The 24832-nt window shown below is 37.7% G+C and carries 24 protein-coding genes and 1 pseudogene; 9 read left to right on the top strand and 16 right to left on the bottom strand.

Annotated features, from left to right (window positions below; translation table 11 throughout):
- Positions 1-360: 360 nt before the first annotated feature.
- The 8 genes and pseudogenes from KIP84_RS03695 to KIP84_RS03660 form a co-directional block, all read right to left on the bottom strand.
- Positions 361-792 (bottom strand): hypothetical protein, encoded by a 432-nt coding sequence (locus KIP84_RS03695; RefSeq protein ID WP_213689350.1) that lies wholly within the window; start codon positions 790-792, stop codon positions 361-363.
- A gap of 726 nt (positions 793-1518) precedes the next feature.
- A pseudogene (locus KIP84_RS03690) lies at positions 1519-2030 on the bottom strand (hypothetical protein).
- A gap of 47 nt (positions 2031-2077) precedes the next feature.
- Positions 2078-2527 carry a hypothetical protein gene (locus tag KIP84_RS03685; RefSeq protein ID WP_213689349.1) on the bottom strand — a complete coding sequence of 150 codons (450 nt, stop codon included), beginning with the start codon at positions 2525-2527 and terminating at the stop codon, positions 2078-2080.
- A gap of 35 nt (positions 2528-2562) precedes the next feature.
- Entirely contained in the window at positions 2563-3072 is a 510-nt protein-coding gene (locus tag KIP84_RS03680) for a hypothetical protein (protein ID WP_213689348.1), read from the bottom strand.
- 137 nt (positions 3073-3209) lie between these two features.
- On the bottom strand, positions 3210-4085 hold the full coding sequence (gene hchA, locus KIP84_RS03675) for a glyoxalase III HchA (RefSeq protein WP_213689347.1): 876 nt from the start codon (positions 4083-4085) through the stop codon (positions 3210-3212).
- A 208-nt stretch (positions 4086-4293) separates the two neighbouring features.
- Complete coding sequence (locus KIP84_RS03670; RefSeq protein WP_081320279.1) at positions 4294-5304, bottom strand: NAD(P)H-quinone oxidoreductase; 1011 nt, start codon at positions 5302-5304, stop codon at positions 4294-4296.
- A 33-nt stretch (positions 5305-5337) separates the two neighbouring features.
- On the bottom strand, positions 5338-6234 hold the full coding sequence (locus KIP84_RS03665; protein ID WP_086265293.1) for an AraC family transcriptional regulator: 897 nt from the start codon (positions 6232-6234) through the stop codon (positions 5338-5340).
- Between the two features lie 158 nt (positions 6235-6392).
- On the bottom strand, positions 6393-7211 hold the full coding sequence (locus tag KIP84_RS03660; protein ID WP_002116515.1) for an undecaprenyl-diphosphate phosphatase: 819 nt from the start codon (positions 7209-7211) through the stop codon (positions 6393-6395).
- Between the two features lie 353 nt (positions 7212-7564).
- Here KIP84_RS03660 and KIP84_RS03655 point away from each other — a divergent pair, with 353 nt between their 5' ends.
- Positions 7565-8365, top strand: coding sequence for a PaaX family transcriptional regulator C-terminal domain-containing protein (locus KIP84_RS03655; RefSeq protein ID WP_086265292.1), 801 nt, complete (start codon positions 7565-7567; stop codon positions 8363-8365).
- Positions 8366-8471: 106 nt separating this feature from the next.
- Entirely contained in the window at positions 8472-9464 is a 993-nt protein-coding gene (locus KIP84_RS03650) for a fatty acid desaturase family protein (protein ID WP_213689346.1), read from the top strand.
- A gap of 48 nt (positions 9465-9512) precedes the next feature.
- On the opposite strand, the gene KIP84_RS03645 is transcribed toward KIP84_RS03650, so the two are convergent.
- Positions 9513-10538, bottom strand: a complete 1026-nt coding sequence (locus KIP84_RS03645) for an AraC family transcriptional regulator (protein ID WP_213689345.1) — start codon at positions 10536-10538, stop codon at positions 9513-9515.
- Between the two features lie 156 nt (positions 10539-10694).
- On the opposite strand from KIP84_RS03645, the gene KIP84_RS03640 reads away from it, so the two are divergent.
- Both KIP84_RS03640 and KIP84_RS03635 read left to right on the top strand, forming a co-directional pair.
- The gene (locus KIP84_RS03640; protein ID WP_213689344.1) at positions 10695-11393 is read left to right on the top strand and encodes an NAD(P)H-dependent oxidoreductase; all 699 of its coding nucleotides are present in this window, start codon (positions 10695-10697) and stop codon (positions 11391-11393) included.
- Between the two features lie 598 nt (positions 11394-11991).
- Entirely contained in the window at positions 11992-13356 is a 1365-nt protein-coding gene (locus KIP84_RS03635; protein WP_069123977.1) for an outer membrane protein transport protein, read from the top strand.
- Positions 13357-13414: 58 nt separating this feature from the next.
- Here the strand turns inward: KIP84_RS03635 and thrH are convergent, their stop codons facing one another.
- Positions 13415-14032 (bottom strand): bifunctional phosphoserine phosphatase/homoserine phosphotransferase ThrH, encoded by a 618-nt coding sequence (gene thrH / locus KIP84_RS03630; protein WP_002116438.1) that lies wholly within the window; start codon positions 14030-14032, stop codon positions 13415-13417.
- A 184-nt stretch (positions 14033-14216) separates the two neighbouring features.
- Between thrH and KIP84_RS03625 the strand changes: the two genes are divergently transcribed.
- A complete protein-coding gene (locus KIP84_RS03625) occupies positions 14217-14951 on the top strand; it encodes a phosphoadenylyl-sulfate reductase (protein WP_005064416.1) in 735 nt (244 codons plus the stop codon).
- A gap of 171 nt (positions 14952-15122) precedes the next feature.
- Positions 15123-16508 carry a wax ester/triacylglycerol synthase family O-acyltransferase gene (locus KIP84_RS03620; protein WP_005064414.1) on the top strand — a complete coding sequence of 462 codons (1386 nt, stop codon included), beginning with the start codon at positions 15123-15125 and terminating at the stop codon, positions 16506-16508.
- 27 nt (positions 16509-16535) lie between these two features.
- On the opposite strand, the gene KIP84_RS03615 is transcribed toward KIP84_RS03620, so the two are convergent.
- The 6 genes from KIP84_RS03615 to KIP84_RS03590 form a co-directional block, all read right to left on the bottom strand.
- Positions 16536-16709, bottom strand: coding sequence for a PA1571 family protein (locus KIP84_RS03615; protein WP_002116397.1), 174 nt, complete (start codon positions 16707-16709; stop codon positions 16536-16538).
- A 139-nt stretch (positions 16710-16848) separates the two neighbouring features.
- Positions 16849-18303 carry a ribonuclease G gene (rng, locus tag KIP84_RS03610; RefSeq protein ID WP_005064412.1) on the bottom strand — a complete coding sequence of 485 codons (1455 nt, stop codon included), beginning with the start codon at positions 18301-18303 and terminating at the stop codon, positions 16849-16851.
- A 114-nt stretch (positions 18304-18417) separates the two neighbouring features.
- Positions 18418-18978, bottom strand: coding sequence for a Maf-like protein (locus KIP84_RS03605; RefSeq protein WP_005064410.1), 561 nt, complete (start codon positions 18976-18978; stop codon positions 18418-18420).
- Positions 18966-19457: a rod shape-determining protein MreD gene (mreD, locus tag KIP84_RS03600; protein ID WP_199113928.1), complete on the bottom strand. Its 492-nt coding sequence runs from the start codon at positions 19455-19457 to the stop codon at positions 18966-18968. Before mreD ends, KIP84_RS03605 begins: the two co-directional genes overlap by 13 nt.
- Positions 19444-20301: a rod shape-determining protein MreC gene (mreC, locus tag KIP84_RS03595; protein WP_002116449.1), complete on the bottom strand. Its 858-nt coding sequence runs from the start codon at positions 20299-20301 to the stop codon at positions 19444-19446. Before mreC ends, mreD begins: the two co-directional genes overlap by 14 nt.
- Positions 20302-20317: 16 nt before the next feature.
- Positions 20318-21358 carry a rod shape-determining protein gene (locus KIP84_RS03590; protein ID WP_000601379.1) on the bottom strand — a complete coding sequence of 347 codons (1041 nt, stop codon included), beginning with the start codon at positions 21356-21358 and terminating at the stop codon, positions 20318-20320.
- A 133-nt stretch (positions 21359-21491) separates the two neighbouring features.
- On the opposite strand from KIP84_RS03590, the gene gatC reads away from it, so the two are divergent.
- The 3 genes from gatC to gatB are packed head-to-tail and all read left to right on the top strand — an operon-like array spanning position 21492 to position 24807.
- On the top strand, positions 21492-21806 hold the full coding sequence (gatC, locus tag KIP84_RS03585; protein WP_000107699.1) for an Asp-tRNA(Asn)/Glu-tRNA(Gln) amidotransferase subunit GatC: 315 nt from the start codon (positions 21492-21494) through the stop codon (positions 21804-21806).
- Positions 21807-21859: 53 nt separating this feature from the next.
- The gene (gene gatA, locus KIP84_RS03580) at positions 21860-23338 is read left to right on the top strand and encodes an Asp-tRNA(Asn)/Glu-tRNA(Gln) amidotransferase subunit GatA (RefSeq protein WP_199113927.1); all 1479 of its coding nucleotides are present in this window, start codon (positions 21860-21862) and stop codon (positions 23336-23338) included.
- A complete protein-coding gene (gatB, locus tag KIP84_RS03575) occupies positions 23338-24807 on the top strand; it encodes an Asp-tRNA(Asn)/Glu-tRNA(Gln) amidotransferase subunit GatB (RefSeq protein ID WP_199113925.1) in 1470 nt (489 codons plus the stop codon). The genes gatA and gatB overlap by 1 nt, the downstream gene beginning before the upstream one ends.
- Positions 24808-24832: the final 25 nt, after the last annotated feature.

Raw genomic sequence — 24832 nt, 5'->3', positions numbered from 1 at the left:
AATCTACCAAATAGATATGCTAGTAATGATTATAGAAAGGAATCAATTAAAGTGTAAACATAGAACAAAGAGCTAAAAAGAATTACACACCATCTTCTATAAACCTCTCCTGTACTACTATTACCATCTATAGCGAACACGAAAGTAAAAGTTCCATTAAACCAAGCATATAAACAAAAAAGCATTGATATACATATCCCCAAAAAAGAAGATATAGTCAAAACGTCTTTGATATATTGCAAAAATAATCCAAGAGCAGAAATTAATGTATATACCAAAAATATTAGAAATTTATATCTTGTATATATTAGAAGATAAGTTTCTTTCATTTCCTACCTCTTGTACTACTACTGGGTTTATTTAACAGCTCTTACTATTTATAACCATTTTATTCTCATTTAAATAAAAACAACCTGAACCATGATAGCCTGCCCCATCATCAATCGAATAATAATATTGAGTATTTAACTTTAGCTGCTTGGGTTTTACAATCTCTTTAAATCCACTTGGTTTAACCCCATAAGTCCATTTATAGGTATAATCATTTTTAAAATTAAACCAACTTATTTCCCTGCTTATCTTAATTTCCCATACTGTTTCTTTCAACGTACCAGCAGGAACAGTACTATTATCCATCACATAAAATCGAAAACCACTATCAAGCTTTTTGGCATCACTTTTAGATAGCTGAAATATAATTCCATTATTAGCATTACCCGAAACAAGTAAATCAACTGTACCAGAGCATGCTACTAACACTGGTATAAATAGTAAGCTATACAAATTCCCCATTACCAGCTGCCTCCAGCACAATGGTTTTTTATAATGTTAGGTAATCTACCTCCAAATATTCACACAAAAAAATCACCTTATTTTTTAGTATTATATAAAGAAACATCTTATTAAAAACATACTAAAAATCAGAATTATCCGTAGGCTATATAAAGGCTGAATTTTCAAAGGCGATATGACTTAGCTCTAACAAATCTTTGTCCTGAACCGCCTTAAGGCTCATATCTAATTTATTCATATTAACAATTCATCCTTTATTAAAATAATTTACCAACAATGGATTAAGCATCATATAAAAATGAAAAAATGTACTTGAAAAAATTATCATCCATCTCCCTATAACCTCTCCATTAGTACTTGATTCTGTAATGGGAAAAGTTTCAGCAAATAATCCATTACACCAAGTAGAGATACAAACATAACAACTTAAAAAACTTGCAAAAAAGTATCCATAGTCAATTAATCCCATCTTAACTTGCATAAAAACACTTAATAAAGTTAAAAATAAAATTAAAAAAACTATCTTTTTTTTATGCCTTTTAAGCAGATAAAAGTAAATTTTCTTTAATTTCATATGAGAAGCCCTTAATCTTAAAATTTATATTCAGTGACACTTATTACCATATTCAAACATCTATTTATATTTATTGAATCTTCTTGGTTAGAGCTTCCCTTAATAATTTAAAATATTTAATAATATACTTTTAATCCAAAATAGGCCAAAAATCACAAACAAAATAAATTTTTCTCTTTAATATAAATCTTACTTGTTATTGGTAAAGTACCATTTTTGTTGTGTATTAAAGGATTCCAAGTATCTTTATCTTTCAACTCATCTAATATATAAAAAACAACTATTTTATTTCCTATAGAATAAAGATGACTATACTCTTTCTTCAAATTTTCATTCGTAAACACTACTCCTTCATATATATCTTCTTCAGTATTATATGACTCAATAGTTATCATTGTATTGTCATCAACAAAAACATTCCCTTTACTAAGATCAACTATTACCCCACTTATAATATATGTTTCAATATTACCTTTTTCAATATTATCCCACCACTCACTTGTTCCATATAAACCATACACTCCACGTAAACCACTATTAGTAGTGCTATCCAGAGTCAAAGCATGTGTAGACCTCATCTCATCTTCCCCATTTTTTCCAACCATATTTTTAAATCAAAAATCAATTTATATCCTTGATTAATCAATGCGCAATTCTCTATCATTTTATTTAATCCTTATCTATTTTATATTTTACAACCATCTAAATTATTTATAATTTTTTAAAAAAATTATTGTACGACTCCTCTCTCCCATCATAGAAAAACAAGTCATCAATTTTTTCTAACAAGTAAAAATCACCTATTATTTCTTTAAGCCCATTAAAAACAAAACCTTTTAAATTAGATTTTAACCCTAATGATAATTTTTCAATTAATAAAGAGTGTTTTTCACAATATGAAAATATTTTAATTAAAGAATGAATTTCTTCCTTACAAGGTATATCTACAGTAAGAGTAAGCAAAAAAGCTTTCATATAAAATAAAGTGTTCTTTTCAATTTCAGGAAAGCTAACATATCCAGAAAAAACTCGCCTATTAACTCCACTTTGATTATAAATAATATCATTTTCATTACCATTAGCATGAAAAATAATATCTTTATTTAATTTAATATAACCCACGTAATTATAGGCTATAATATTAATTTCATCTTCATCCATATTAAACTCCTACAATCCATTAATATAAAATAATTTTAACCTCCATCCTTAATGTAAACTCTATTAAGTAATGGAGAGACACCCAACTTCTCCTCTACCACACAATTCCAAACATCATCTTCTTTTAATTTATCAAGAATATAAATGGATACTATCTCATTTCCAGCTTTGTAAAGCTCTTCACTAATAATTTTTTCTCTTTCATTAGTAAAAACTATATCTTGAAAAATTTCTTTATTAGTTCCATTTACTTTAATTTTAATCATTGTATTTCCCTCTATAAAAGAATTTTCTTCATTAATACCAACTATTACACCTTTCACACAATAAGTTTCTATATTGCCATTTTTGATATTTTCCCACCATTCAGCTGTTGCAAATAAACCATTGTCACCTTTAAGCCCCATAGTTGTTCCCTTATCCAACGTAGTTTGCTGTATATATTTGATGTAATTTTCATCCATCAATACTGAAGAAGATGACCTTAAATCAAAAACCATCTTATACCCTTGCTCAAGTAGATTTATATCTTCTATTTTTATCATTTTAATATTCTCCTATTCTTACTTATTATGCTGATTTTACATCACTTATCATTTTCAAATTTACACCTAACACATATTTATTATAAAAAAAATAGGACTTAATAAATATAAGTCCTATTTCTATAAAAACTGTTTACTTAATCCTTCACTTCAGCCAACAATGTTTCAGCTGCAAGTTTTCCTAAATTATTAGAAGCAAGCGGACTATCACCAGTTAGCAAGTTACGGTCTCTATGACATTGACCTGTAATGCCCTTATTTAAAATTTCCACACCAAGTTTTTCAAGGTTTTCACCCACTAGCCAAGGTAAAGCTCCAGGCATATAACCGATATCAATATTTGCTCCCTTATCTAATGAATCAGGGAATACACAAATTTGATAGCCTTTAAAAATATAGTTTTCTGGCTGTTCATCTACAGCCGCAGCAAGTAATGAAGCTGGACCATGACATAACGTAATAATAAATTTATCTTGGTCAACCGCCCATTTAAGAACTTTTTTCACCTCAAGGCTATGTGGAATTTTAGCTAATACGCCATGCCCACCCGGAATAAATACAGCCGCATATGGTGAGTTTTCACCGACTGCATTTTCTAAAATGTCAGCTAATTTTAGCGGATTTTTTAATTTATCTGCATATTTCTGAAAGGTGTCTAACACCACTTGTTCTTGCTTTGGCATCGCCCACATTTCAAGTTTGGCTGGATTTCCTGAAAGTGTCGCAATATCAATTTCGAAGCCAGCATTATCTAAATGAAACATCGGTAAAAGCATTTCTACAGGATGATTACCTGTTGAGAAGAACTTACCGTTTTGCATCTGGATATAACGCTCATCAGTTGCAATCATTAAAACTTTTTTATTGCCTGCATAGGGAGTTGAATAAGTCGTGCCATCATAATCTGTTTTAGGAGCAGTATATTGGCTTAGGGAATAAGGTGATGGAAAAAAGGCATTATCTTCAGCCAAATCTGGAGTAGGATTTTTATCATCAATATTTGCGGTATTCATTGTTACTATCCTTTTTCATCAGTATGGAAAGAAATAATAAGGTAAGAACCAATTGTTATTTCTTACTCAATTTATAGGTGAAGTTATAGAACTGGTGCAATCTGCCAATAGAATTTGGCAATTTTTATAGAGAAATAGGCAGAATCTAGAATTATAAAATTCAGTTTAGGCGAACCTGTCGTTCACCTAAACTTCAATGATTATAGCGTTACGCATTCATTTCTAAAACGATCTTTCCAATATGATCACCTTGCTCCATACATGCATGAGCACTTTGTACATCTGAAAAAGCATACGTTTTATAGATTTGCGGTAAACATTTACCTTGTGCCAATAATGGCCACACATGCTCATGCAAAGATTGGGCAATTTGTGCTTTTTCTTGGCTATTACGTGCTCGCATCGTTGAACCCGTAATTGTGGCACGTTTTAAAATCAGTTTTTGTAAATCAAATTCTTTTGCGATTCGTCCACCCATAAAACCAATAATGACCAATCGGCCATCACGTTTTAATAGATTTAGGTTTTTTGTGAAATAAGAACCACCTACAATATCTAAAATGACATCAACACCTTGATCTTGAGTGTGCTTCAAAACTTCCTGCTCAAAATCTTGGGTTTTATAGTTAATTGCTGTGGTGAAACTAGAGAGTGCTTCAACTTTATCTTCACTACCAACCGTAGCAAAAGTTTTAATCCCTAAAGCTTGGCAAATCGCTAAAGCTGTGGTTCCAATACCACTTGCCCCACCGTGAATCAATGCAGTTTCATGTTTCTTTAAACGGCCAATATCAAATAGGTTTGCCCAAACCGTAAAAAATGTTTCCGGAATCGCAGCAGCTTGTGTAAAAGATAAATTTTCAGGAATTGGTAATACTTGAGTGGCCGTTACCGCACAATATTCTGCATAACCGCCGCCATTTGTTAGCGCACAAACTTTATCACCAACCTTGAATTGATCCACTTGGTCACCTACAGCAACCACAACACCAGCGACTTCAAGTCCCGGTATTTGAGTAACACCTTTAGGCATTGGATATAATCCCATACGCTGCAAAACGTCAGGACGGTTAATTCCAGCAGCCTTTACCTCAATCAAGACTTCATCTGCCTGAGGTGCTGGAAGACTAGCATCTTGAACTTTTAGAACCTCAGGTCCACCAGGAGCCGTAATTTCAATAATTTTCATGGTTGTTGGAAGGGTCATAAAATGCTCCATGTTTGATTTATATTTCAAAATTACTAATCTACGTTAAATAATTGAGGACTTGGGTGGAACGCCAAACAGTCGTTTAAATTCTCGGCTAAATTGTGAAGCACTGACATAACCCACTTCATAGGCTGCTTCTGCGACTCCCATTTTATTGTTCATGATCAACTCACGTGCTTTATGTAACCGAGTAATTTTGATGTACTGTAAGGGAGAATAATTCGTCACCTTTTTAAAAGTCTGATGAAAAAGCGATATGCTCATGCCCGCTTGTTTCGCCAAATCTTGAACCGTTAAGTTATGATAATAATCACGCTGAATAATTTCACAAATGGTGTAAATCACACCATTGCGGCTTACCATAGCCGATAAACTCTCGACTAGATTGCCGCCTGAAGCCTGCACCACACGATAAACCAATTCTCTTTTAACTTGCTCACCCAATATAAATGTATCTTGTTTAGAACGAAGTAAATTGAGTAATCGTAGAGCAACCTCCGAAATAGTCACATTCATGTCAATCACTCTAAGCCCACAGCTTAATTTTAAATCTTCTGAATGAGCATCTTCAGTAACCACTTGTTGCTGTTTATCCATTTTAGTAATGAGATCAGCCATCATTTGTGGTTCAAATTTTATGGCTATCGCCAGCATGGGTTCATTATTTTCAACAACAGTATCGCAATCAAACGGTATAGCAATAGAAATAAATAAGCACTGCCCTTGTTTAAATGGGAAGATTTCTTTACCAATATACCCTCGCTTTAATCCCTGTATCACTAAAACAATTGAAGGCTCTTGCAGCACAGCAATAGGTGGTGTGGAATGATCTACACGCATTAAAGTGATATTAGAAATAAAAGTAGGATAGAGGCCTTCTGCTGGAGCCAAGTGCAAAAAAGCATCGACCAAATGTTCTGTAAGATGATTTTGCGGCATAGTTTTATTGTGAGAGGTAATCTAATAATCAATATAACAATGAACCCAAAATGAAAACATCTGTCTTACGTTTACTTTGTATAAATAGGCAATTCAAATCAATTTTTAGGCATAAAAAAACCTAGAGCATTCTAGGTTTTTTCACTTTATCAGGCTATTTAAGCCGATAAATTAAAGAACATGGCTGCAATTAAAATAATTACACCGAGGACAATTCGGTACCAAGCAAATACACGTAAAGTGTGACGTTCTACAAACAGTACCAATGCTTTTACAACAAACAGCGCAGCAATAAAAGCAGCAACGAAACCTACGCCAATATTAACCATATTGTCTGAGGTGAGTACGTCAGCATTTTTAATCAAGTCAAAAGTCGCAGCGCCCAACATGGTTGGCATAGCAAGGAAGAAAGAGAATTCTGTAGCAGCTTTACGTGATAAGCCCGCAAACATTCCACCTACGATTGTTGCGCCTGAACGTGAAGTTCCTGGAATCATCGCCACACACTGAGCAAGACCCACTAAAAGCGCTTGCTTAAAAGTAATTTTAGTTGCATCGAGTGTCTTATGTTCAAATTGTCTAGATTCAACCCAGAAAATGATCAGGGCACCGACAATTAAGGCAATCGCAACCACAATTGGGCTAAATAGAACACTTTTAATAAAGTCGACAGCTAGAACACCAATAATGACTGCTGGAAAGAATGCAATAAGCACACTAATCGCAAAATGACGTGACTCCACATCACCACTAAAGAATCCCTTAATCAAGTTAATTATTTTTTGTCGGTATAACCAGCACACTGCCAAAATAGCACCTAACTGGATTACGACCTCAAATACACGACCGCCGTCTGAGTGGAAATCGATAATATGACCAAATAAAATTAAATGACCTGTACTCGAGATTGGTAAAAATTCAGTTAAGCCTTCGACAAAGCCTAAAAACAGTGCTTTTATAACTTCAAAATTTTCCATAACTTGCTCAAAGAAAGTTAATCATTAGAACGACCTAAAATTTGTTTAATCGCAATTGGTAAGTCTCAAATTAGACTTATCACATGTCCAATATCAGATCATTTCTAACGTTTGTGGTTATTGCCCCTAGTTAAAGGCAGTTTATTTAAAGTGCGATAATGTATCACATCATGATGACAAACTTGGGTTAACTATCGTAAAAAGATAAAACTTGGTTAAGAACTGCCAAGGTTTTTCTTGTTATAGATAAAGCTTTTTACCTTTACTTACTCTACAAAATGATCTTAAAAAGTCCTTAAAAAAACATGATATTATTCTGAACAAATGCAGCTCATATCAAAAATTCTATCTGAATGAAAAATACCAAAATTAATGCACGCCATCTCATTATCGATTTATTTCTTTCCTCGGCCTACCCTCAACTCACCATTAAACAAATATTAATTGCCGCTAAACTTTTTAATATGAGTGACAATGGTATTCGTGTTGCGACAACTCGGCTATTAAATGAAGGCATGATAGAAAGCGTAGAACGCGGCATTTATCAACTTTCACCATCAACCAAAGAATGGGCAAAAGTCATTTTGAATCGTAAAAATGGCATTAAGCAGACTAAAGAATGGCAACATCAATATCTGGCAGTCTTCACTGGAACTTTAGGTCGTATTGATCGGACCGCTTTAAAAAAAAGAGAACGCACTTTAAGTCAATTTGGTTTTAGAGAACTCGAAACTGGCATTTATATACGTCCAGATAATTTAGCGTATAGCTTTGAAAAAACATGTGAAGAGCTTATTTTAGCGGGGCTTGAAAATGAAGCTAAAATTTCTATTATTCAAAAATTTGACTCAAAAACAGTTTCGTTAATTCCTTCTTTGTGGGATACCCAACAACTTGAAAAAAACTATGAGATGTATAGTCAAGATATTCAAGAATGGCTTTTGAATTATAAAAATTTATCCTTAAATGAGGCCGCTACCCAAGCTTTGTTATTAGGCCGTGAAACGATTACCTTACTCATGAATGATCCTCTACTACCCTCTCCATTTGTTAACGAGTATGCCCGCAATCAGTTTGCTCAAAATGTACAACAGCTCGATTCGATTGGACAAAAGCTATGGCAGAAACTTTATGAAAATGAATTAGCCCACTAACGGGCGATTTATTTTTTTACAAACAAATATTTCACTTTTTAAAATTTTATAATTATATTTGTAATATTTGACATGAATACCAAAAATCTGTTTTGGGAGAATAAAAATGAATGCACAAGTGAGTGTGACCGATCTATTTAGCAGAGAAGAAATACAGGAACTAACACAACCCTCAGATATATACGGTGCTTGGGCTGTTGCTAGTACGTGGGCCGTTATTGGCGGAACATTTGCTAGCTTAATCATGATGTGGGATTACTTACCTAACTGGGGAAAATTACTTGCTTGTATGCTAGCTTTGGCCATATTGGCGGGTCGCCAGTTATGCCTAGCAATTTTGATGCATGATGCATCTCATAAGAGCTTATTCAAAAATAAAAAAATAAATGACTTTGTAGGCGAATGGCTATGCGCCCGTCCAATCTGGAATGATCTACAAAAATATCGCGTACATCATGTTCGTCATCATGCAAAAACCTCTACTCCAGATGACCCAGATCTTTCTTTAGTTTCTGGTTTTCCTGTAAGCAAAAAATCGCTTACTCGTAAATTTTTACGCGACTTAACGGGTATGACGGGATTAAAGTTTAGCTTTGGCCGAGTATTAATGGATCTAGATCTAATGAAATGGACCGTTGCAAATGATCAAGTCTGGTTAGATCGAAGCAATAAAGATTTCGTTGACTATGCCAAAAGTCTTATAAAAAACAGTAGCGGCGCCATTGCTACCAATGTTGCTCTTTATTGTGTTTTAAAAGCTTTTGGTCAACAACGATTTTATTGGTTATGGCCCCTAGCTTATTTAACACCCTTTCCTTTATTTTTAAGAATTCGCTCAATGGCCGAACATGCAGGTATGCAAACGAGTAATACAGCTTTAACCAATACACGAACAACACGTGCAGGTTGGATTGCTAGAAGTTTTGTGGCGCCTATTCATGTCAATTACCATATGGAACATCATTTAATGGCATCGGTGCCCTACTTCAAATTGCCGCGTATGCATCGTTTATTGGGAGAGCGTGGCCATGTTCCGGCACCACCTAGCTATTTTAAAGTGATTGAATCACTCTCATCTAAGCCAGAACAATCTACTTAATTAATTCATATGATAAATGAAAGGCCATGAAGTTAAATTTCTGGTCCTTTAATTTGAATCCGCTATTTTATGCTGGGTTTGGAAATATTTAGGCGTCATCCCCATCCAGCGCTTAAACGCACGAGTGAAGTGAGAAGTCTCGGCATAACCTAGCATTAAAGCGACTTTTTCGATCGACATGTTATTTTGAGCTAAAAGTTTCAGGGCATGCTCTTTTTTTAGTGAGTCTACCAAGAGGGTAAAACTAGTATGATCAAGAGCTAAATAACGTTGCAAAGTTCGCTCCGACATACTCATGATATGAGCCACTTGCCCAACTTTTAATGCGTCAATATTCCCATTTAAAAGCAATTTTTCGGCAACTTGTTTGACTTGACCTTTCCAACCACTTTTTAAGTTTAATTTCTCTATATCCCGCTTACATTGCGCATTTAACAACGGCGCTAGCATTGGGTCTGCTGTTAATACAGGCTGTGCTAAATACTCTTTTGGGAATATCCAACGATTAAACTTTTGATTAAATAAACAAGTCACAGCCAGTTGATGACTGATTTGGTTAAAACCTATCGGCTCTGGCATTTGTAATTCAACTTTTCCCAAATGAGAAAGCCCTGTTAATTTTTTCGCAATTTGAACAAAACCGACTAACAAAAAAATGTTGGCATTTGAGCTCAGCTGAAATACATTGACGGGCTGATGAATGGACCAATATGCATCATTATTTTCTTGTTTTAATTCTGGTTTAAAAACCTTACAACGTGAACCAATGAATTGTTCAAGTATTTTCAGCGCTTCTCTTAAATTTGGAGAAACCATGGCAGCCATTCCGACTGAACCATAACATGAAGCTGTCATATTTAAAGCTAAATATCCTGCCAGTGCTGGCTCTTTGCATAACTCAATCGCCCGTTCAATAAGCTGATTTAAGGTGTTGAACTCAACATACCAGTAAGGCTTTTCTAATTGGTCTAAGGTTATTCCACTTCCATCTAAAAGCTGCTCACCAGAGACACCCCACTGCTTAATAGTCTCGACGATTAAATTAATATAAGTTCCGGGTAATTCTGGATTCATAAACAACCCAATGAGCAAAATAAAATGGCGCGAAATGGTAAAAACTGTCAGTTCATGAACTATGCCATGCTTTTAAATTGATGCATAGTTATTCAAAACAAAATCCGCTGAATTGCAAGACAGCACAATTTCTGAAAAGAATACAGGTCCTACCTTATGAACATTCTGATTGTCCATGCTCATCCAGAACCACAGTCTTTCACCACTGCTCTAAAAAATACAGCTAAGCAAACCTTAGAAAAATTGGGGCACAGTGTAGAAATTTCAGATTTATATGCGATGCAATTTAACCCTATTGCATCTAAAGAGGATTTCTTAGAGCTTAATCAGCCTGACTATTTTAACTATGCACTAGAACAAAGAAATGCCAGCAAAAATCAACTTCTAGCTCCAGATATTCAAGCAGAAATTGAAAAGGTAAAAAAAGCAGATCTAGTCATTTTAAATTTCCCACTTTATTGGACATCTGTGCCAGCAATTTTAAAAGGTTGGATTGATCGCGTATTTGTCTCAGGGCTTTTTTATGGAGGCAAGCGGTTTTACAACCACGGCGGCATGGTAGGTAAAAAAGCGATGTTGTGTTTAACACTCGGTGGTAGAACACACATGTTTGGAGAAAACTCTATTCATGGTCCAATTGAAAATTATTTATCCCCAATTCAACGTGGTACTTTGGCATATGCTGGTTTTGAAGTCTTACCTCCATTCATTGCTTACCATGTACCGTATATTAGCCAAGAAGCACGACAGAACCTTCTTGAAGACTATGTAATCTACCTTACTCCTCTTGACCAGCTAGATTCATTAAAATTTCCCAAACTTGAGCAATTTGATGAAAAACTCTATCCACTCTAATACTCTGTTTTAGCTCTTAAAATTGAATAACCGAATTTAGATCATTATTTTCGGTTTTTTATTACACATAACTTTCAAATATAGAATCCAAATTCGCTCAAAAAATAGATCAAATGGTAAAAAAATTAAGGTAAACTTTTTCATAAAATGAATAATATAAAATTGAATCAATAATATACAGATGTAGAGAAACTAGACTTATCAACTAAAAATGACAACCAATAGTCATTTCATAGTCACTTAATTCATATTTTTACAAAAAAATCTTTGACCATTTTTCTTGGATTTGTGACAAAAATGTCATAAAAACAAAGGCCACCACTAATAGATAAAAAATATAAATATCAATAAATTAAATTAATTTAACAATACAAATATTCCTTCATATTTCATCCATTATTGACACTATTTGTATAAAAAGTGAGTACTGTTCAGTTCATATAACAGATTTACTCTTATTGTAATTATGCTATTTTTGTTACATGGAGTTATCAAAGCTTCTATTACTTGTAATTAGGAGCTTTGAAGGCAACACAGTTTAAACGGTTTAACTCTGTTACTTTTAAAAAAATGTCTTGAAGTTCAAGGAAAGATTAAAATGAAATTAAAACATCTGAGCACTGCAATGATTTTAGCAACGCTGCCTGCAACTGGGGTTTTTGCAGCAGCATTGGATCGCTCTGGACAATCTATCTCTGCATTTTTGCAGCCTGGTAATTACTTTGAAGCTGGAATTTCTGTTTTAGACCCAGATGTAGCTGGTAAGGAAGCCGGTACAATCAAAACAGGTCGTAATATTGGTGATATGGGAGAAGATTATTACTTCCCAAGCGCAGCCTTAAAACTACAACTTACTGATAAATTCTCTTTTGGTTTACTATACGATCAACCATTTGGAGCCGATGCACAATATTCTGGTAATAATGCTTTTGTAGCAAGCCCATCAGATCCAATTCTTGGCACTTTACCAATTACAACAGGTGCTTTAGGCGGAACTCAAGGTGCTACTTCTGTTGAGGTTGACACCCAAAATATTTCGATGATCTTTGGATTCCAACCCACTGAAAATTTTAACTTTTATGGTGGCGGTGTATACCAAACGATTAAAGGAAATGTTCATTTAAGAGGTTCTGCATATAGCCTATATAATGGCTATGACGCTTCAATTCCTGAAGATGGAGCAGCTGGCTGGTTAGCTGGGGCCGCTTTCCAAATTCCAGAAATTGCACTTAAGGCATCGATTACATACCGCTCAGAAATTGACCATAAAATTAATGCAGATGAAACAATTGCACTTGCAGATTCAATTACAGCCAATGCTGGAGCACTTGGATCAACTATTGGACAATTAGTTGCAGCTGGTCAGTTAACTCCTGCCCAAGCTGGAGCGATTCAACAAACAATTGGCAAGGCTATTGCTGCTAACCAATTAGAAGGCAAGACTACAATTACTACACCTCAGTCTGTAAACCTTGATTTCCAGACAGGGATTATGGCAAACACAGTCGCATTTGCGAATGTACGCTGGGTAAATTGGAAAGATTTCGCAATTCGTCCATATAAATTTGGCAAAGTATCAGAAGCTGTAGGTCCAATAGCAACTCCTAGCCGACCAAATGGCTTTAATCTAGTTGAATATTCTGATGACCAGTGGTCTGTGAATGCCGGTGTAGGTCGTAAACTTAACGACAAGTGGGCGGGTAACGTTTCGGTAGGTTGGGACTCTGGCGCAGGTAATCCTGTAACAACTTTAGGTCCAACTGAAGGTTACTGGAACGTAGGCTTAGGTGTTCAATACAGCCCTACTCCACAAACGTTTATTGCTGGCGGTGTAAAATATTTCTGGTTGGGTGATGCAAAAGCTCAAACTGGTGCCCAAGCTGGTAGCGATGACTACTATGTTGCAGAATTCTCTGACAACAACGCTATCGCTTATGGTTTAAAACTTGGTTATAAATTCTAAGTTTAAAAAATTATGTATATAAAAAAGGCGCTTAAAGCGCCTTTTTTATTATTTATTTTTAAGCTGGGATTGTACGCTGTGAAACTGAACGGATTGCTTCTTTTAATGCATCATATCCGTGGATAGCTGGAAACTGAGGAAATTCGGCAATCACATTTGCAGGTGCATCAAATAAGAAACCGTGGTCAGCCTCTCCAAGCATCGTTGTATCGTTATAAGAATCACCTGCAGCGATTACACGGAAATTCAAGCCATGCAGTGCTTTAACAGACTCACGTTTTTGATCTGGTTGACGTAGTTTATAAGCGGTAATCATGCCTTCTTCATCTGTCTCTAACTTATGACAGAAAATTGTTGGCCAACCCAATTGTTTCATTAAAGGATGCGCAAATTCATAGAAGGTATCTGATAAGATCACGAGTTGGAAGTGCGTACTCACCCATTCAACAAACTCTTTTGCCCCCGGTAATGGCCCCATCTCAGCAATGACTTCTTGAATATCATTTAAGCCTAAACCGTGTTGTTTTAAAATATTAAGGCGCTGAGTCATTAAAACATCATAATCCGGAATATCACGAGTTGTTGCTTCGAGTTCTTTAATCCCTGTTTTTTTAGCGAAATTGATCCAGATTTCAGGAACTAAAACTCCTTCAAGATCTAGGCATACGATTTCCATGAATGCTTCCAACGTTGGTTAAAAATTGCTGTATCATACCATTAAGATTTTCAGTTTTGCGTTGTTATTGATCAAATCAATTTTATTCATAAGGATCGAAATTAAAGTGCTAAGCACTTTATTAACTATCCTTTAGAATATTTTTCATAACTCAATGCGCCCAAGCCTTTTGCCAGGAACACACATGACCGTTATTCCGACTATTGATATCGTAGATGCTCTTGCTGCTGAATATGCAACCAAAAGCCCTCGAGAAATTTTAGAACTTGCCTTAAGCCAACAAGGTGAAATTGCAATTTCGTTTTCGGGAGCAGAAGATGTTGTGTTAATTGATATTGCTTCACGCTTAGGCAAACCTTTCCGTGTATTTAGTCTCGACACAGGCCGCCTGCATGCCGAAACTTATCAATTTATTGAAACTGTCCGTAAACACTACAATATCAATATCGAAATTTGTTTCCCTGAATCTGAAGCTGTTCAAAACATGGTAAACGAAAAAGGTTTATTCAGCTTTTTTACAGATGGGCATCAAGAATGTTGCGGTATTCGAAAAGTTCAGCCTTTGCGTAAAAAACTTGCGACTTTAGATGGCTGGATTACGGGTCAACGTAAAGATCAAAGTCCTGGTACGCGTACAGAGATTCCTGTAGTACAAGCTGATGCAGGTTTCTCTGGCCCAGGTAAGCAACTCATTAAATATAATCCTCTAGCGAACTGGACAAGTGCTGAGGTATGGAGCTACATCCGTATGATGGAAATTCCATATAACCCTCTTCACGAGCGTGGTTTTGTTTCTATTGGATGTGAACCATGTACGCGACCTGTATTACCAAATCAACATGAGCGTGAAGGACGCTGGTGGTGGGAAGAAGCCACTCAAAAAGAGTGTGGCTTACATGCTGGTAATATGAAAAAGTAATTGGATATCAAAAAACCACTGGCAAATCAGTGGTTTTTTTTATGTCACGTTCCGTACACAAAGTCATATTTTCTCTACTCTAAACGCTATATACTTAATTTTACGGTTCTATAATTCTAATAAGAGCTCATATAAGGGCTTCTTAGAAAAATGCATGAGGCACAATGATTTATGCGTCCATTACACCCAATTGATTTCATTTTTCTGTCACTCGAAAAAAGACAGCAACCCATGCATGTCGGTGGATTATTTTTATTTGAAATTCCTGAAAATGCACCAGAAACCTTTGTACATGATTTAGTAGAAGATATTAAACGCTCAAAGAGCATTCCTATTCCGCCCTTCAATAACCGTTTAAGTGGTTTATTTTGGGATGAAGATGAAGAGTTCGATATCGATCATCACTTTCGCCACATTGCTTTGCCTCATCCTGGCCGTATTCGTGAACTTCTGGTGTATATTTCACAGCAGCATAGCTCACTAATTGATCGCGCAAAGCCACTTTGGACTTGTGACATTATTGAAGGAATCGAAGGCAATCGTTTTGCCATGTATTTTAAAATCCATCATGCCATGGTAGATGGTGTTGCGGGTATGCGTTTGATCGAGAAATCTCTATCAAAAACACCAGAAGAGAAACATGTTGTTCCTTTATGGTGTGTTGAGAGCAAAAGAGCTAAGCGTCTAAAAGTACCAACTCCAAGTACTAGTAAAATTAAGAGTATTTTAGGCGGTATTAAATCTCAACTCGACATAGCTCCAAAAGTTATGCACGAGCTATCTCAAACAATATTCAAGGAAATGGGTAAAAATCCTGATTATGTTTCTACTTTTCAGGCACCAGTTTCTATTTTGAACCAAAGAGTTAGTGCTTCACGTCGTTTTGCGGCCCAATCATTTGAATTAAGCCGCCTTAGAAAAATTTCAAAAGCATTAGGCGTAACGATTAATGATGTTGTGCTGGCTGTATGTTCAGGCGCTTTACGTGAATATTTGATTAGCCAAAACAGCTTACCAAAAAAGCCACTGATTGCCATGGTTCCAGCTTCATTACGTACAGATGATTCTGACATGAGTAACCGAATTACCATGATTTTGGCAAATTTAGGGACGCATAAAGATCAACCGTTAGAACGCCTAGAAATCATTCGTCGTAGCATGCAAAATTCAAAGCAACGCTTTAGCCGTATGACAGCGAATGAAATTTTAAACTATAGTGCGGTAGTTTATGGTCCGGCAGGATTAAACATCATGTCAGGAATGCTTCCTAAGCGTCAGGCGTTCAATTTAGTGATTTCCAATGTACCAGGACCACGTGAGCCACTTTATTGGAATGGCGCGAAATTAGATGCGCTCTACCCTGCTTCGATTGTCATGGATGGACAAGCTCTAAACATTACCATGACCAGTTATTTAGATAAGCTTGAAGTTGGCTTAACAGCTTGTCGAAATGCTTTGCCAAAAATGCAAAACCTTTTGACTCATTTAGAAGATGAGATTCAACGTTTTGAAGAAATTATTGCAGAGAAACAGCTGAAACATCATTCAGCAAGTTAGAAAATTAAGGGGCTTTGAATTGGCCCCTTATTTTTTGATTGTGCGGCACTGGTTAAGCAACTGATGACATACTGAACGAATCATTGCAGTTGTGATTGGTACTTCTTTACCTTGGTCATTCAACATATAGCAGCTATTTACTGGCGTGCTTTCTAAAACATGTTTAAGACCGTTGCTAATTAAGTTTTCACTTACATTCATGGGTTATACCTCTTATTGTTTGCTAAGACGTTTAATAGGGAGAACGTCTAGGGCTACTGTATGTAAGTAGTATTTAAAATTCATGAATGAAAGTAAAATTTCAGTTGTAACAAGGATTAAGCGATATCTTGTTACAACTTTAGCTTAAAATGATATCGTATTGCTCTTGCGTATATAAATTTTCGACCTGAAATTTAATAACACGGTTAATAAAATGCTCTAAATCGGCTACTGCTGGTGCTTCTGCTGTTAATAATCGGTCAATCACAGAAGGATGGGCAACAACAGTAAAGCCACTCGTTGACTCAAATGCGCGGGTATAACGTAATATCTCACGAAATATTTCGTAACACACTGTCTCCGCTGTTTTGACAAAACCACGCCCTTGGCATGTTGGACATGATTCACATAACAAGTGTTCTAATGATTCACGAGTTCGTTTACGCGTCATTTCGACCAGACCAAGTTCTGACACTTGAGTAATTTTGGTCTTCGCGTGATCTCGCTCAAGCATTTTCTCAAACTGACGCATCACCTCTTCACGGTGAGTTGCTTCTTGCATGTCAATAAAATCAATAATGAGAATACCCCCCAAATTACGCAGTCTAAGTTGACGCGCGATAACTTGAGTCGCCTCCATATTGGTTTTAAAAACCGTATCTTCAAGACTACGACCACCTACATATGAACCTGTATTAACGTCAATCGTTGTCATGGCTTCAGTCTGGTCGATCATCAGATAACCGCCCGACTTCAAAGCTACGCGAGTTTGTAAGGCTTTTTGAATGTCTTCTTCAACATTATAAAGATCAAATAGTGGTCGCTCACCAGGATAATGGATGAGACGGCTCTTCATATTCGGGACAAATTCATCTACAAACTCAAGCAGTTTTGCGTGAATCTCTCGCGAATCTACATAAATCTTTGCAGTTTCTTCGCTTGCTAAGTCGCGAATAATACGTTGAGGTAATGGAAGTTCTTCAAAAATTAAAGAAGGAACAGCAACGTCAGTCTGCTTACGCTGAATGTACTCCCACAATTTGCTCAGATAGCACATGTCCTGTGCAATTTCTGCCTCATCCACACCTTCTGCAGCCGTACGGACGATCACGCTACCAGGTAAATTATGCTCAGATTGAATACCTTCAATAATATTACGCAGACGATCTCGCTCTTCTTCAGACTCAATACGCTGCGAAACACCAATATGATTACCATACGGCATTAATACCAAATAGCGAGAAGGGATTGAAAGATCTGTACTTAGACGTGCACCTTTTGTGCCCAACATATCTTTCATTACTTGGACAGTAAGGGTTTGCCCAGGATGTAATAGCTCAAAGACATTCGGGGTAGGCTGCGAACGAGGCCAAACCATATCATTGATATGTAAAAAGGCTGTTCGAGACAAACCAATATCAACAAAGGCAGCTTGCATGCCCGGAAGCACTCGCACAACTTTACCCTTGTAGATATTGCCGACTAGACCGCGTTTAACTGTACGCTCGACATACAGTTCATTAACAGTTCCATTTTCGATTAATGCCACCCGACACTCCATAGGCGTGACATTAATAAGTAGTTCTTCTGACATACATAAACTCAAAGCATTATAAAATTTTTTATTAAAGAGTCAGAGAAGCTGTTAACTTTAACGTTGTCTAGTGTTCATCGACAATGCTATTCAATGAAGAATGATAACAACCCCTTATGTCTTTACTCTTTTGAATAACTGTGCAAATTCGTATAAAGGAAGTCCTACCACATTACTATAACTTCCTTGAATTTGGGGAATATATTGCGAGGCAATTCCTTGAATTGCATATCCACCCGCTTTTCCAACAGGCTCACCCGTGGTCCAATAATCTTCCATATCCTGTGTAGTCAGGTGCTGAAACTCAACTTGAGTTTGCACTACCTGACTTAACATTTGTTGTTGAGTCGCAACGCACAGTCCAGAAAACACATCATGCCAACGTCCAGATAATTGTTTCCAGATTTCAAAGGCATGATTTTTCGATTCAGGCTTACCAATAATTTGACCATCAAGTCCCAGACTTGTATCAGCAGCAATAACAATTGCTTCCGGAAAAAGCTTCAATACAGTTTGAGCTTTTTCTCTAGCCAATCGTTCAACATAATGATGAACCAGCTCATTTTCATGAACAGACTCATCAATGTCAGGACTATAGATTTCAAAATCTAAACCTAGCTGTTGTAAGAGCTCCTTCCGACGAGGAGAGCTAGATGCTAAAACTATATGCGCCATTTTGCCAAACAATAATAGACGACTGGCCACGTGATGATACTTGTCATCAAAGGTTGCCAATGTCTAGCAATCGAAAAATGAATTCCACCCATCGTCTGTGTTACCCACATAAATGCTAAATGGGCAATAATGACCAGCGTTGCTATCGTCCATAAATTAACAAAAGTTAAAATACGGCGTTCCCGAATTAAAAAACGGGTAAGAAAAGTCACAATTACAAAACTTAAGGCATTGAGCCCTAAAGGCGCATCAAGCAGTAAGTCTGTAAAAATCCCCATCCCAAATGCAAACCAGACCCCACACCATGTTGGCTGACATACTACCCAAAATAGCATGATCATCAACATGAATAGTGGCCGCCATCCTGAAATATCATAAGATAGCGGATAAACCATGAGTACAGAACCCACAATAACGGAGAGAATAATTCCCCATAATGGATCTTTACGCTTTTCTCCTTTAAGTTTAGCGATCGGCATACGGCTGCTCCTTCGCTAATGATTCAGAGAAAAGTACAACTACATGATGGCCTGTTGCTAATTGTGCTGATGGTGTTACATCAATTTCAGCAAACTCACCTGAATTATGGCGTTTTATTTTAGCAACTGTACCCACTGCGTAACCTGCTGGGAAATGTTCACCCAAGCCTGAGCTAAACACTTTATCACCCACCTGAATATTCGCACTGGTCGGGACATATTCCATTTTTAAACGGCCCAAATCACCTGTACCAGAAACAATCGCCCGCATTCCTGTACGCTCTAAACGAACAGAGAGTGAATGTTCTTTATCTGATAACAACATCACACGTGAGCTATGAGGATATACATTAATAATCTGCCCCATAATCCCCTTATCATCCAAAACTGTTTGACCGACCTTTAGATGGTCTGTAGAGCCTCGGTTAATAATGATGATATGACGTAATGGGTCTGCATCTGTCCCAATCACTTCGGCAATTTCCATACGACCATCAATAATTAATGGTGTATCAAGAAGTCCTCGTAAACGGGTATTTTCAGCTGACAGTTCAGAAAGTTTCTGTAAGCGGACTTGAGCTTGTAAAAGCTCAGCCTGCATCGCGGTATTTTCACGACGCAGTTGTGCTTCAGATTTTGTTTGTTGATTCAGCCATTCTCTCGACAGTACCGGATAACTAGCCAATGCATAAATTGGGTTATATGCAGCGTACAAGACATCCCTTGCTGGCTGAATTACATAAGGCATGCGCCAATCAAAGAACAGCACAACCAAACATGTAATGACCGCAATAATGAACGAGCGGAAAGATGGCGGCTGTCTTGAAAAAATATTCGGTTGCACCGCCTAATCCTTAAACTTAACCGACGAAAAGCATGTCGTGGTTCGGGTTGTCGAAGAATTCTAATACTTTACCACCACCACGGGTTACGCAAGTAAGAGGATCTTCAGCAACAACAACTGGTAAACCAGTTTCTTGAGCTAATAACTTGTCAAGGTTACGAAGTAGCGCACCACCACCTGTCAACACAATACCGCGCTCAGCAATATCAGAAGAAAGTTCAGGAGGAGTTTGCTCAAGAGCAGATTTCACAGCGCTTACAATGCTTTGTAACGGATCAGAAATGGCTTGAGTAATTTCGTCAGAAGTTACGGTAATTGCACGAGGCACACCTTCTGCAAGGTTACGGCCACGTACTTCGATTTCTAATGTTGTACCATCAGAAACAGCCATACCTACTTCTTTTTTAATAATTTCAGCAGTGGTTTCACCAATCACACAACCGTGAGCTTTACGAACATAATTGATGATTTGCTCATCAAAAACATCGCCGCCGATGCGTAAAGAGTCAGCATAGACGCAACCTTGCAATGAAATAATTGCAATTTCTGTTGTACCGCCACCAACATCCACAACCATAGAACCACATGCTTGTTCAACTGGCATACCTGCGCCAATTGCTGCTGCCATAGGCTCTTCAATCAAACGAACATCACGGGCACCAGCATTAAATACTGCTTCGCGAATCGCACGACGCTCGACCAAAGTTGATTTACATGGTACACATACAACTACACGAGGTGCAGGTGGGAACAAACGTTTTTCGTGAACTTTACCAATAAACTGATTCAACATGGTTTCAGTCACTTCAAAATCCGCAATTACACCGTCTTTCATTGGACGAATTGCAGAAATATTCGCAGGCGTACGGCCCAGCATTTGCTTAGCATCTAGACCTACAGCAGCAACAATTTTTTGTGAACCACTGTGACGAATTGCCACAACTGTTGGTTCATTTAATATAATGCCGCGGCCTGGTGCATAAATAAGTGTATTTGCTGTACCTAAATCAATGGCTAGATCCGGCGAAAACAAGCCAATTAGTCGTTTTAGAATCACGGTTCGTTCTCAGTTAAACTTTCATGTGGATGCAAGGTGGCAACTTTAAACTAAATGTGATGATTTGAACAAGTCAATCGCTTATTATAACGCACGATATTTTGAAAATTTTTAATACTGATTAGGTGATGTTATGTCTACATCGGATGCACAGCATTCAGCAGATTTAAATGCACAAACAGTTTCAGCAATCGCCAATCTTGCTCGATTGTCGCTCAATGATACGCAATCTGCTGAATATGCTCAAAGTCTAAATAAAATTTTAGGCATGATGGAAACCTTAAAAGGCATTGATACGGAAGGCGTAGAACCTTTGAAAAGTCCTTTTGACAATCCTCAACCTTTACGTGCTGATGTGGTAACTGAAAGCAATCATCGAGATGAATACCAAGCAGTTGCGCCTGCAACTCAAGATGGTTTGTATCTTGTTCCTCGCGTGATTGAATAACTTTTACTCAATTAACCCATCTTCCCTATTTTGAATGTAAAGAAATTTTACTCATGACTGATTTACATCGCTTATCAATTCGTGAACTTGCTGAGGGCTTAAGCCAAGCGAAGTTTTCATCTCGCGAACTGACTGAACACTATTTAAAACGTATTGCTAAAATTGACCCACTGGTAAAAAGCTACGTGACGGTTACGCCTGAACAAGCTCTTGCTGAAGCTGACGCTGCCGATGCAGCATTAAAAGCAGGTAATGCAACAGCTTTAACGGGTATTCCTCTTGCTCATAAAGATATCTTTTGTACCAAAGGCATTAAAACAACTGCCGGTTCAAAAATACTAGACAACTTCATCTCACCTTACGATGCAACTGTTGTTGAAAAAACTAAAGCAGCTGGTCTGGTCACTTTAGGTAAAGTGAACATGGATGAGTTTGCGATGGGCTCAACTTCTGAAAGCTCCTATGTTGGCGCAACAAGTAACCCATGGGCACTCGACCACGTTCCTGGTGGCTCATCAGGTGGTTCTGCTGCGGCTGTAGCGGCTGATTTAGCTCCTTTTGCTACAGGTACTGATACAGGCGGCTCAATTCGCCAACCTGCGTCATTCTGTGGCTTAACGGGCTTAAAACCAACCTATGGTCGTGTATCTCGTTTCGGGATCATTGCTTATGCATCCTCTTTAGACCAAGCGGGTCCAATGGCTCGTTCTGCCGAAGACTGTGCTTACCTCATGAATGTAATTGCAGGTCACGATGCAAAAGACTCAACTTCGGTTAAAAAGGAAGTTGATGACTACGTTGCAAATTTAAATGGCACACCTGTAAAAGGTTTACGCATTGGTATTCCTAAACAGTACTTTAACGTTGCAGGTTTAGATGCAGACGTAAAAGCACGTGTTGAAGAGTCTTTGAAAAAGCTTGAAGAAATGGGTGCAACACTTGTTGAGGTCGATCTCAACATGACTGAAGCCTATGTACCAACTTATTACCTCATTGCTCCAGCAGAAGCATCATCTAACTTGTCACGTTACGATGGTGTTCGTTACGGCTACCGCTGTGAAAACCCAGCCGATTTGATGGATCTTTATAAGCGCTCACGTTCAGAAGGTTTCGGTCCAGAAGTTCAACGCCGTATTCTCATTGGTACATACGCGCTTTCTGCGGGTTATTACGATGCTTACTATGTGAAAGCACAAAAAGTACGTCGTTTAATTCAACAAGACTTCTTAAAAGCATTTGAGAATGTGGATGTGATTGCGGCTCCTGCTGCACCAACAACTGCATATAAAATTGGTGCGAACTTAAGTCCAACTGAAATGTATTTAGGCGATATCTATACACTTGCAGTGAACTTGGCAGGCTTACCAGCGATTAATGCTCCTGTTGGTTTTGATAAAGATAGCTTGCCTGTTGGCTTACAGTTGATTGGTAACTATTGGTCAGAATCACAATTATTGTCGATTGTCCATCAATACCAACAAAACACCGATTTCCATACTCAACGTGCGGCAATTGCTGAGGAGAATGCATAATGGCTGAAGCTCAAAAGTTGAAATTGATTGACGGTTGGGAAGTCGTTATTGGTATCGAGATTCACACTCAGCTTGCAACCAATTCTAAAATTTTCTCTGGTTCATCAACTGAATTTGGTCAAGACCCAAACACACAAGCAAGCCTTGTCGACTTGGCTATGCCGGGTGTACTCCCTGTTTTGAATGAAAAAGTGGTTGATCTTGCTATCCGCTTTGGTTTGGGTATTGATGCATACATCGACCAAGCATCTGTGTTTGCACGTAAAAACTACTTCTACCCTGACTCGCCAAAAGGCTACCAAATTAGCCAAATGGATAACCCAATTGTTGGCTTAGGCCACATTGATATCCAGCTTGAAGATGGCACAACAAAACGCATTGGCGTAACTCGTGCTCACCTTGAAGAAGATGCGGGTAAGTCTGTGCACGACCAATTTGAAGGTATGTCTGGCATTGACTTAAACCGTGCTGGTACGCCTTTGCTTGAAATCGTTTCTGAACCAGACATGCGTTCGGTTGAAGAAGCAGTTGCCTACATCAAAGCAATTCACACACTAGTACGTTGGTTAGGTATTTCTGACGGTAACATGGCTGAAGGTTCATTCCGTGCGGACTGTAACGTATCTTTACGTCGTCCGGGACAGCCGTTTGGTACACGCTGTGAGCTTAAAAACCTCAACTCATTCCGTTTCATTGAGCAAGCGATCAATGTTGAAATTGAACGCCAAATGGAAATTTTGGAATACGGCGGAAGTATCGACCAAGAAACTCGTTTGTTCGATCCAAACAAAATGGAAACGCGCTCTATGCGTTCTAAAGAAGAAGCGAATGACTACCGCTACTTCCCCGATCCAGATTTGTTACCTGTGATTATTGCTGATGAGCAAATTGAAGCTGCTCGCGCTGCACTTCCAGAGCTCCCTGCTGCTCGCCGTGCACGCTTTATCGCAGACTTTGGTATAACTGAGTACGATGCTCACGTACTTACGCTCTCACGCGAAATGGCAGACTTCTATGAAGCTGTTGTGGCTGCTGCTGGCGGTGCGAAGCAAGGTAAAGTATCAGCAAACTGGGTAATGGGTGAATTCTCAGGTGCGTTAAACAAAGCTGGCCTAGACTTAGCAGACTCTCCTGTTTCTGCTGAACAACTTGGCGGCATGATTGCACGTATTGTGGACAACACGATTAATGGCAAAATCGCTAAGCAAGTGTTTGGCTTTATGTGGGAATCGGAAGGTAAATCAGCCGATGACATCATTAGCGAAAAAGGCTTAAAGCAAGAGACCGACACTGGTGCAATTGAAGCAATCATTAAAGAAGTGCTTGCTGCCAATGAAAAAATGGTTGAAGAGTACAAGTCTGGTAAAGAGAAAGCCTTTAATGGTCTTGTCGGTCAAGTCATGAAAGCAGCAAAAGGTAAAGCTAACCCTGCGCAAGTGAATGAGTTGATGAAGAAGTTGATTGGTTAACTTATTCATATTTAATTGATTGAAT

Origin of the sequence: Acinetobacter sp. BHS4 (assembly GCF_018454425.1) — a bacterium.
In the GTDB taxonomy this organism is placed as follows: Bacteria; Pseudomonadota; Gammaproteobacteria; order Pseudomonadales; family Moraxellaceae; genus Acinetobacter; species Acinetobacter pittii.
Note: the sequence above shows the minus strand (reverse complement) of the source record. Positions and strands in the feature narration are given on the sequence as shown.

Bases quoted from the DNA above. Each gene is read 5' to 3' on its own strand.
- KIP84_RS03695 (WP_213689350.1), bottom strand. From the start codon at position 792: ATGGGGAATTTGTATAGCTTACTATTTATACCAGTGTTAGTAGCATGC.
- KIP84_RS03685 (WP_213689349.1), bottom strand. From the start codon at position 2,527: ATGGATGAAGATGAAATTAATATTATAGCCTATAATTACGTGGGTTAT.
- KIP84_RS03680 (WP_213689348.1), bottom strand. From the start codon at position 3,072: ATGATAAAAATAGAAGATATAAATCTACTTGAGCAAGGGTATAAGATG.
- hchA (WP_213689347.1), bottom strand. From the start codon at position 4,085: ATGAATACCGCAAATATTGATGATAAAAATCCTACTCCAGATTTGGCT.
- KIP84_RS03670 (WP_081320279.1), bottom strand. From the start codon at position 5,304: ATGGAGCATTTTATGACCCTTCCAACAACCATGAAAATTATTGAAATT.
- KIP84_RS03665 (WP_086265293.1), bottom strand. From the start codon at position 6,234: ATGCCGCAAAATCATCTTACAGAACATTTGGTCGATGCTTTTTTGCAC.
- KIP84_RS03660 (WP_002116515.1), bottom strand. From the start codon at position 7,211: ATGGAAAATTTTGAAGTTATAAAAGCACTGTTTTTAGGCTTTGTCGAA.
- KIP84_RS03655 (WP_086265292.1), top strand. From the start codon at position 7,565: ATGAAAAATACCAAAATTAATGCACGCCATCTCATTATCGATTTATTT.
- KIP84_RS03650 (WP_213689346.1), top strand. From the start codon at position 8,472: ATGAATGCACAAGTGAGTGTGACCGATCTATTTAGCAGAGAAGAAATA.
- KIP84_RS03645 (WP_213689345.1), bottom strand. From the start codon at position 10,538: ATGAATCCAGAATTACCCGGAACTTATATTAATTTAATCGTCGAGACT.
- KIP84_RS03640 (WP_213689344.1), top strand. From the start codon at position 10,695: ATGAACATTCTGATTGTCCATGCTCATCCAGAACCACAGTCTTTCACC.
- KIP84_RS03635 (WP_069123977.1), top strand. From the start codon at position 11,992: ATGAAATTAAAACATCTGAGCACTGCAATGATTTTAGCAACGCTGCCT.
- thrH (WP_002116438.1), bottom strand. From the start codon at position 14,032: ATGGAAATCGTATGCCTAGATCTTGAAGGAGTTTTAGTTCCTGAAATC.
- KIP84_RS03625 (WP_005064416.1), top strand. From the start codon at position 14,217: ATGACCGTTATTCCGACTATTGATATCGTAGATGCTCTTGCTGCTGAA.
- KIP84_RS03620 (WP_005064414.1), top strand. From the start codon at position 15,123: ATGCGTCCATTACACCCAATTGATTTCATTTTTCTGTCACTCGAAAAA.
- KIP84_RS03615 (WP_002116397.1), bottom strand. From the start codon at position 16,709: ATGAATGTAAGTGAAAACTTAATTAGCAACGGTCTTAAACATGTTTTA.
- rng (WP_005064412.1), bottom strand. From the start codon at position 18,303: ATGTCAGAAGAACTACTTATTAATGTCACGCCTATGGAGTGTCGGGTG.
- KIP84_RS03605 (WP_005064410.1), bottom strand. From the start codon at position 18,978: ATGGCGCATATAGTTTTAGCATCTAGCTCTCCTCGTCGGAAGGAGCTC.
- mreD (WP_199113928.1), bottom strand. From the start codon at position 19,457: ATGCCGATCGCTAAACTTAAAGGAGAAAAGCGTAAAGATCCATTATGG.
- gatC (WP_000107699.1), top strand. From the start codon at position 21,492: ATGTCTACATCGGATGCACAGCATTCAGCAGATTTAAATGCACAAACA.
- gatA (WP_199113927.1), top strand. From the start codon at position 21,860: ATGACTGATTTACATCGCTTATCAATTCGTGAACTTGCTGAGGGCTTA.
- gatB (WP_199113925.1), top strand. From the start codon at position 23,338: ATGGCTGAAGCTCAAAAGTTGAAATTGATTGACGGTTGGGAAGTCGTT.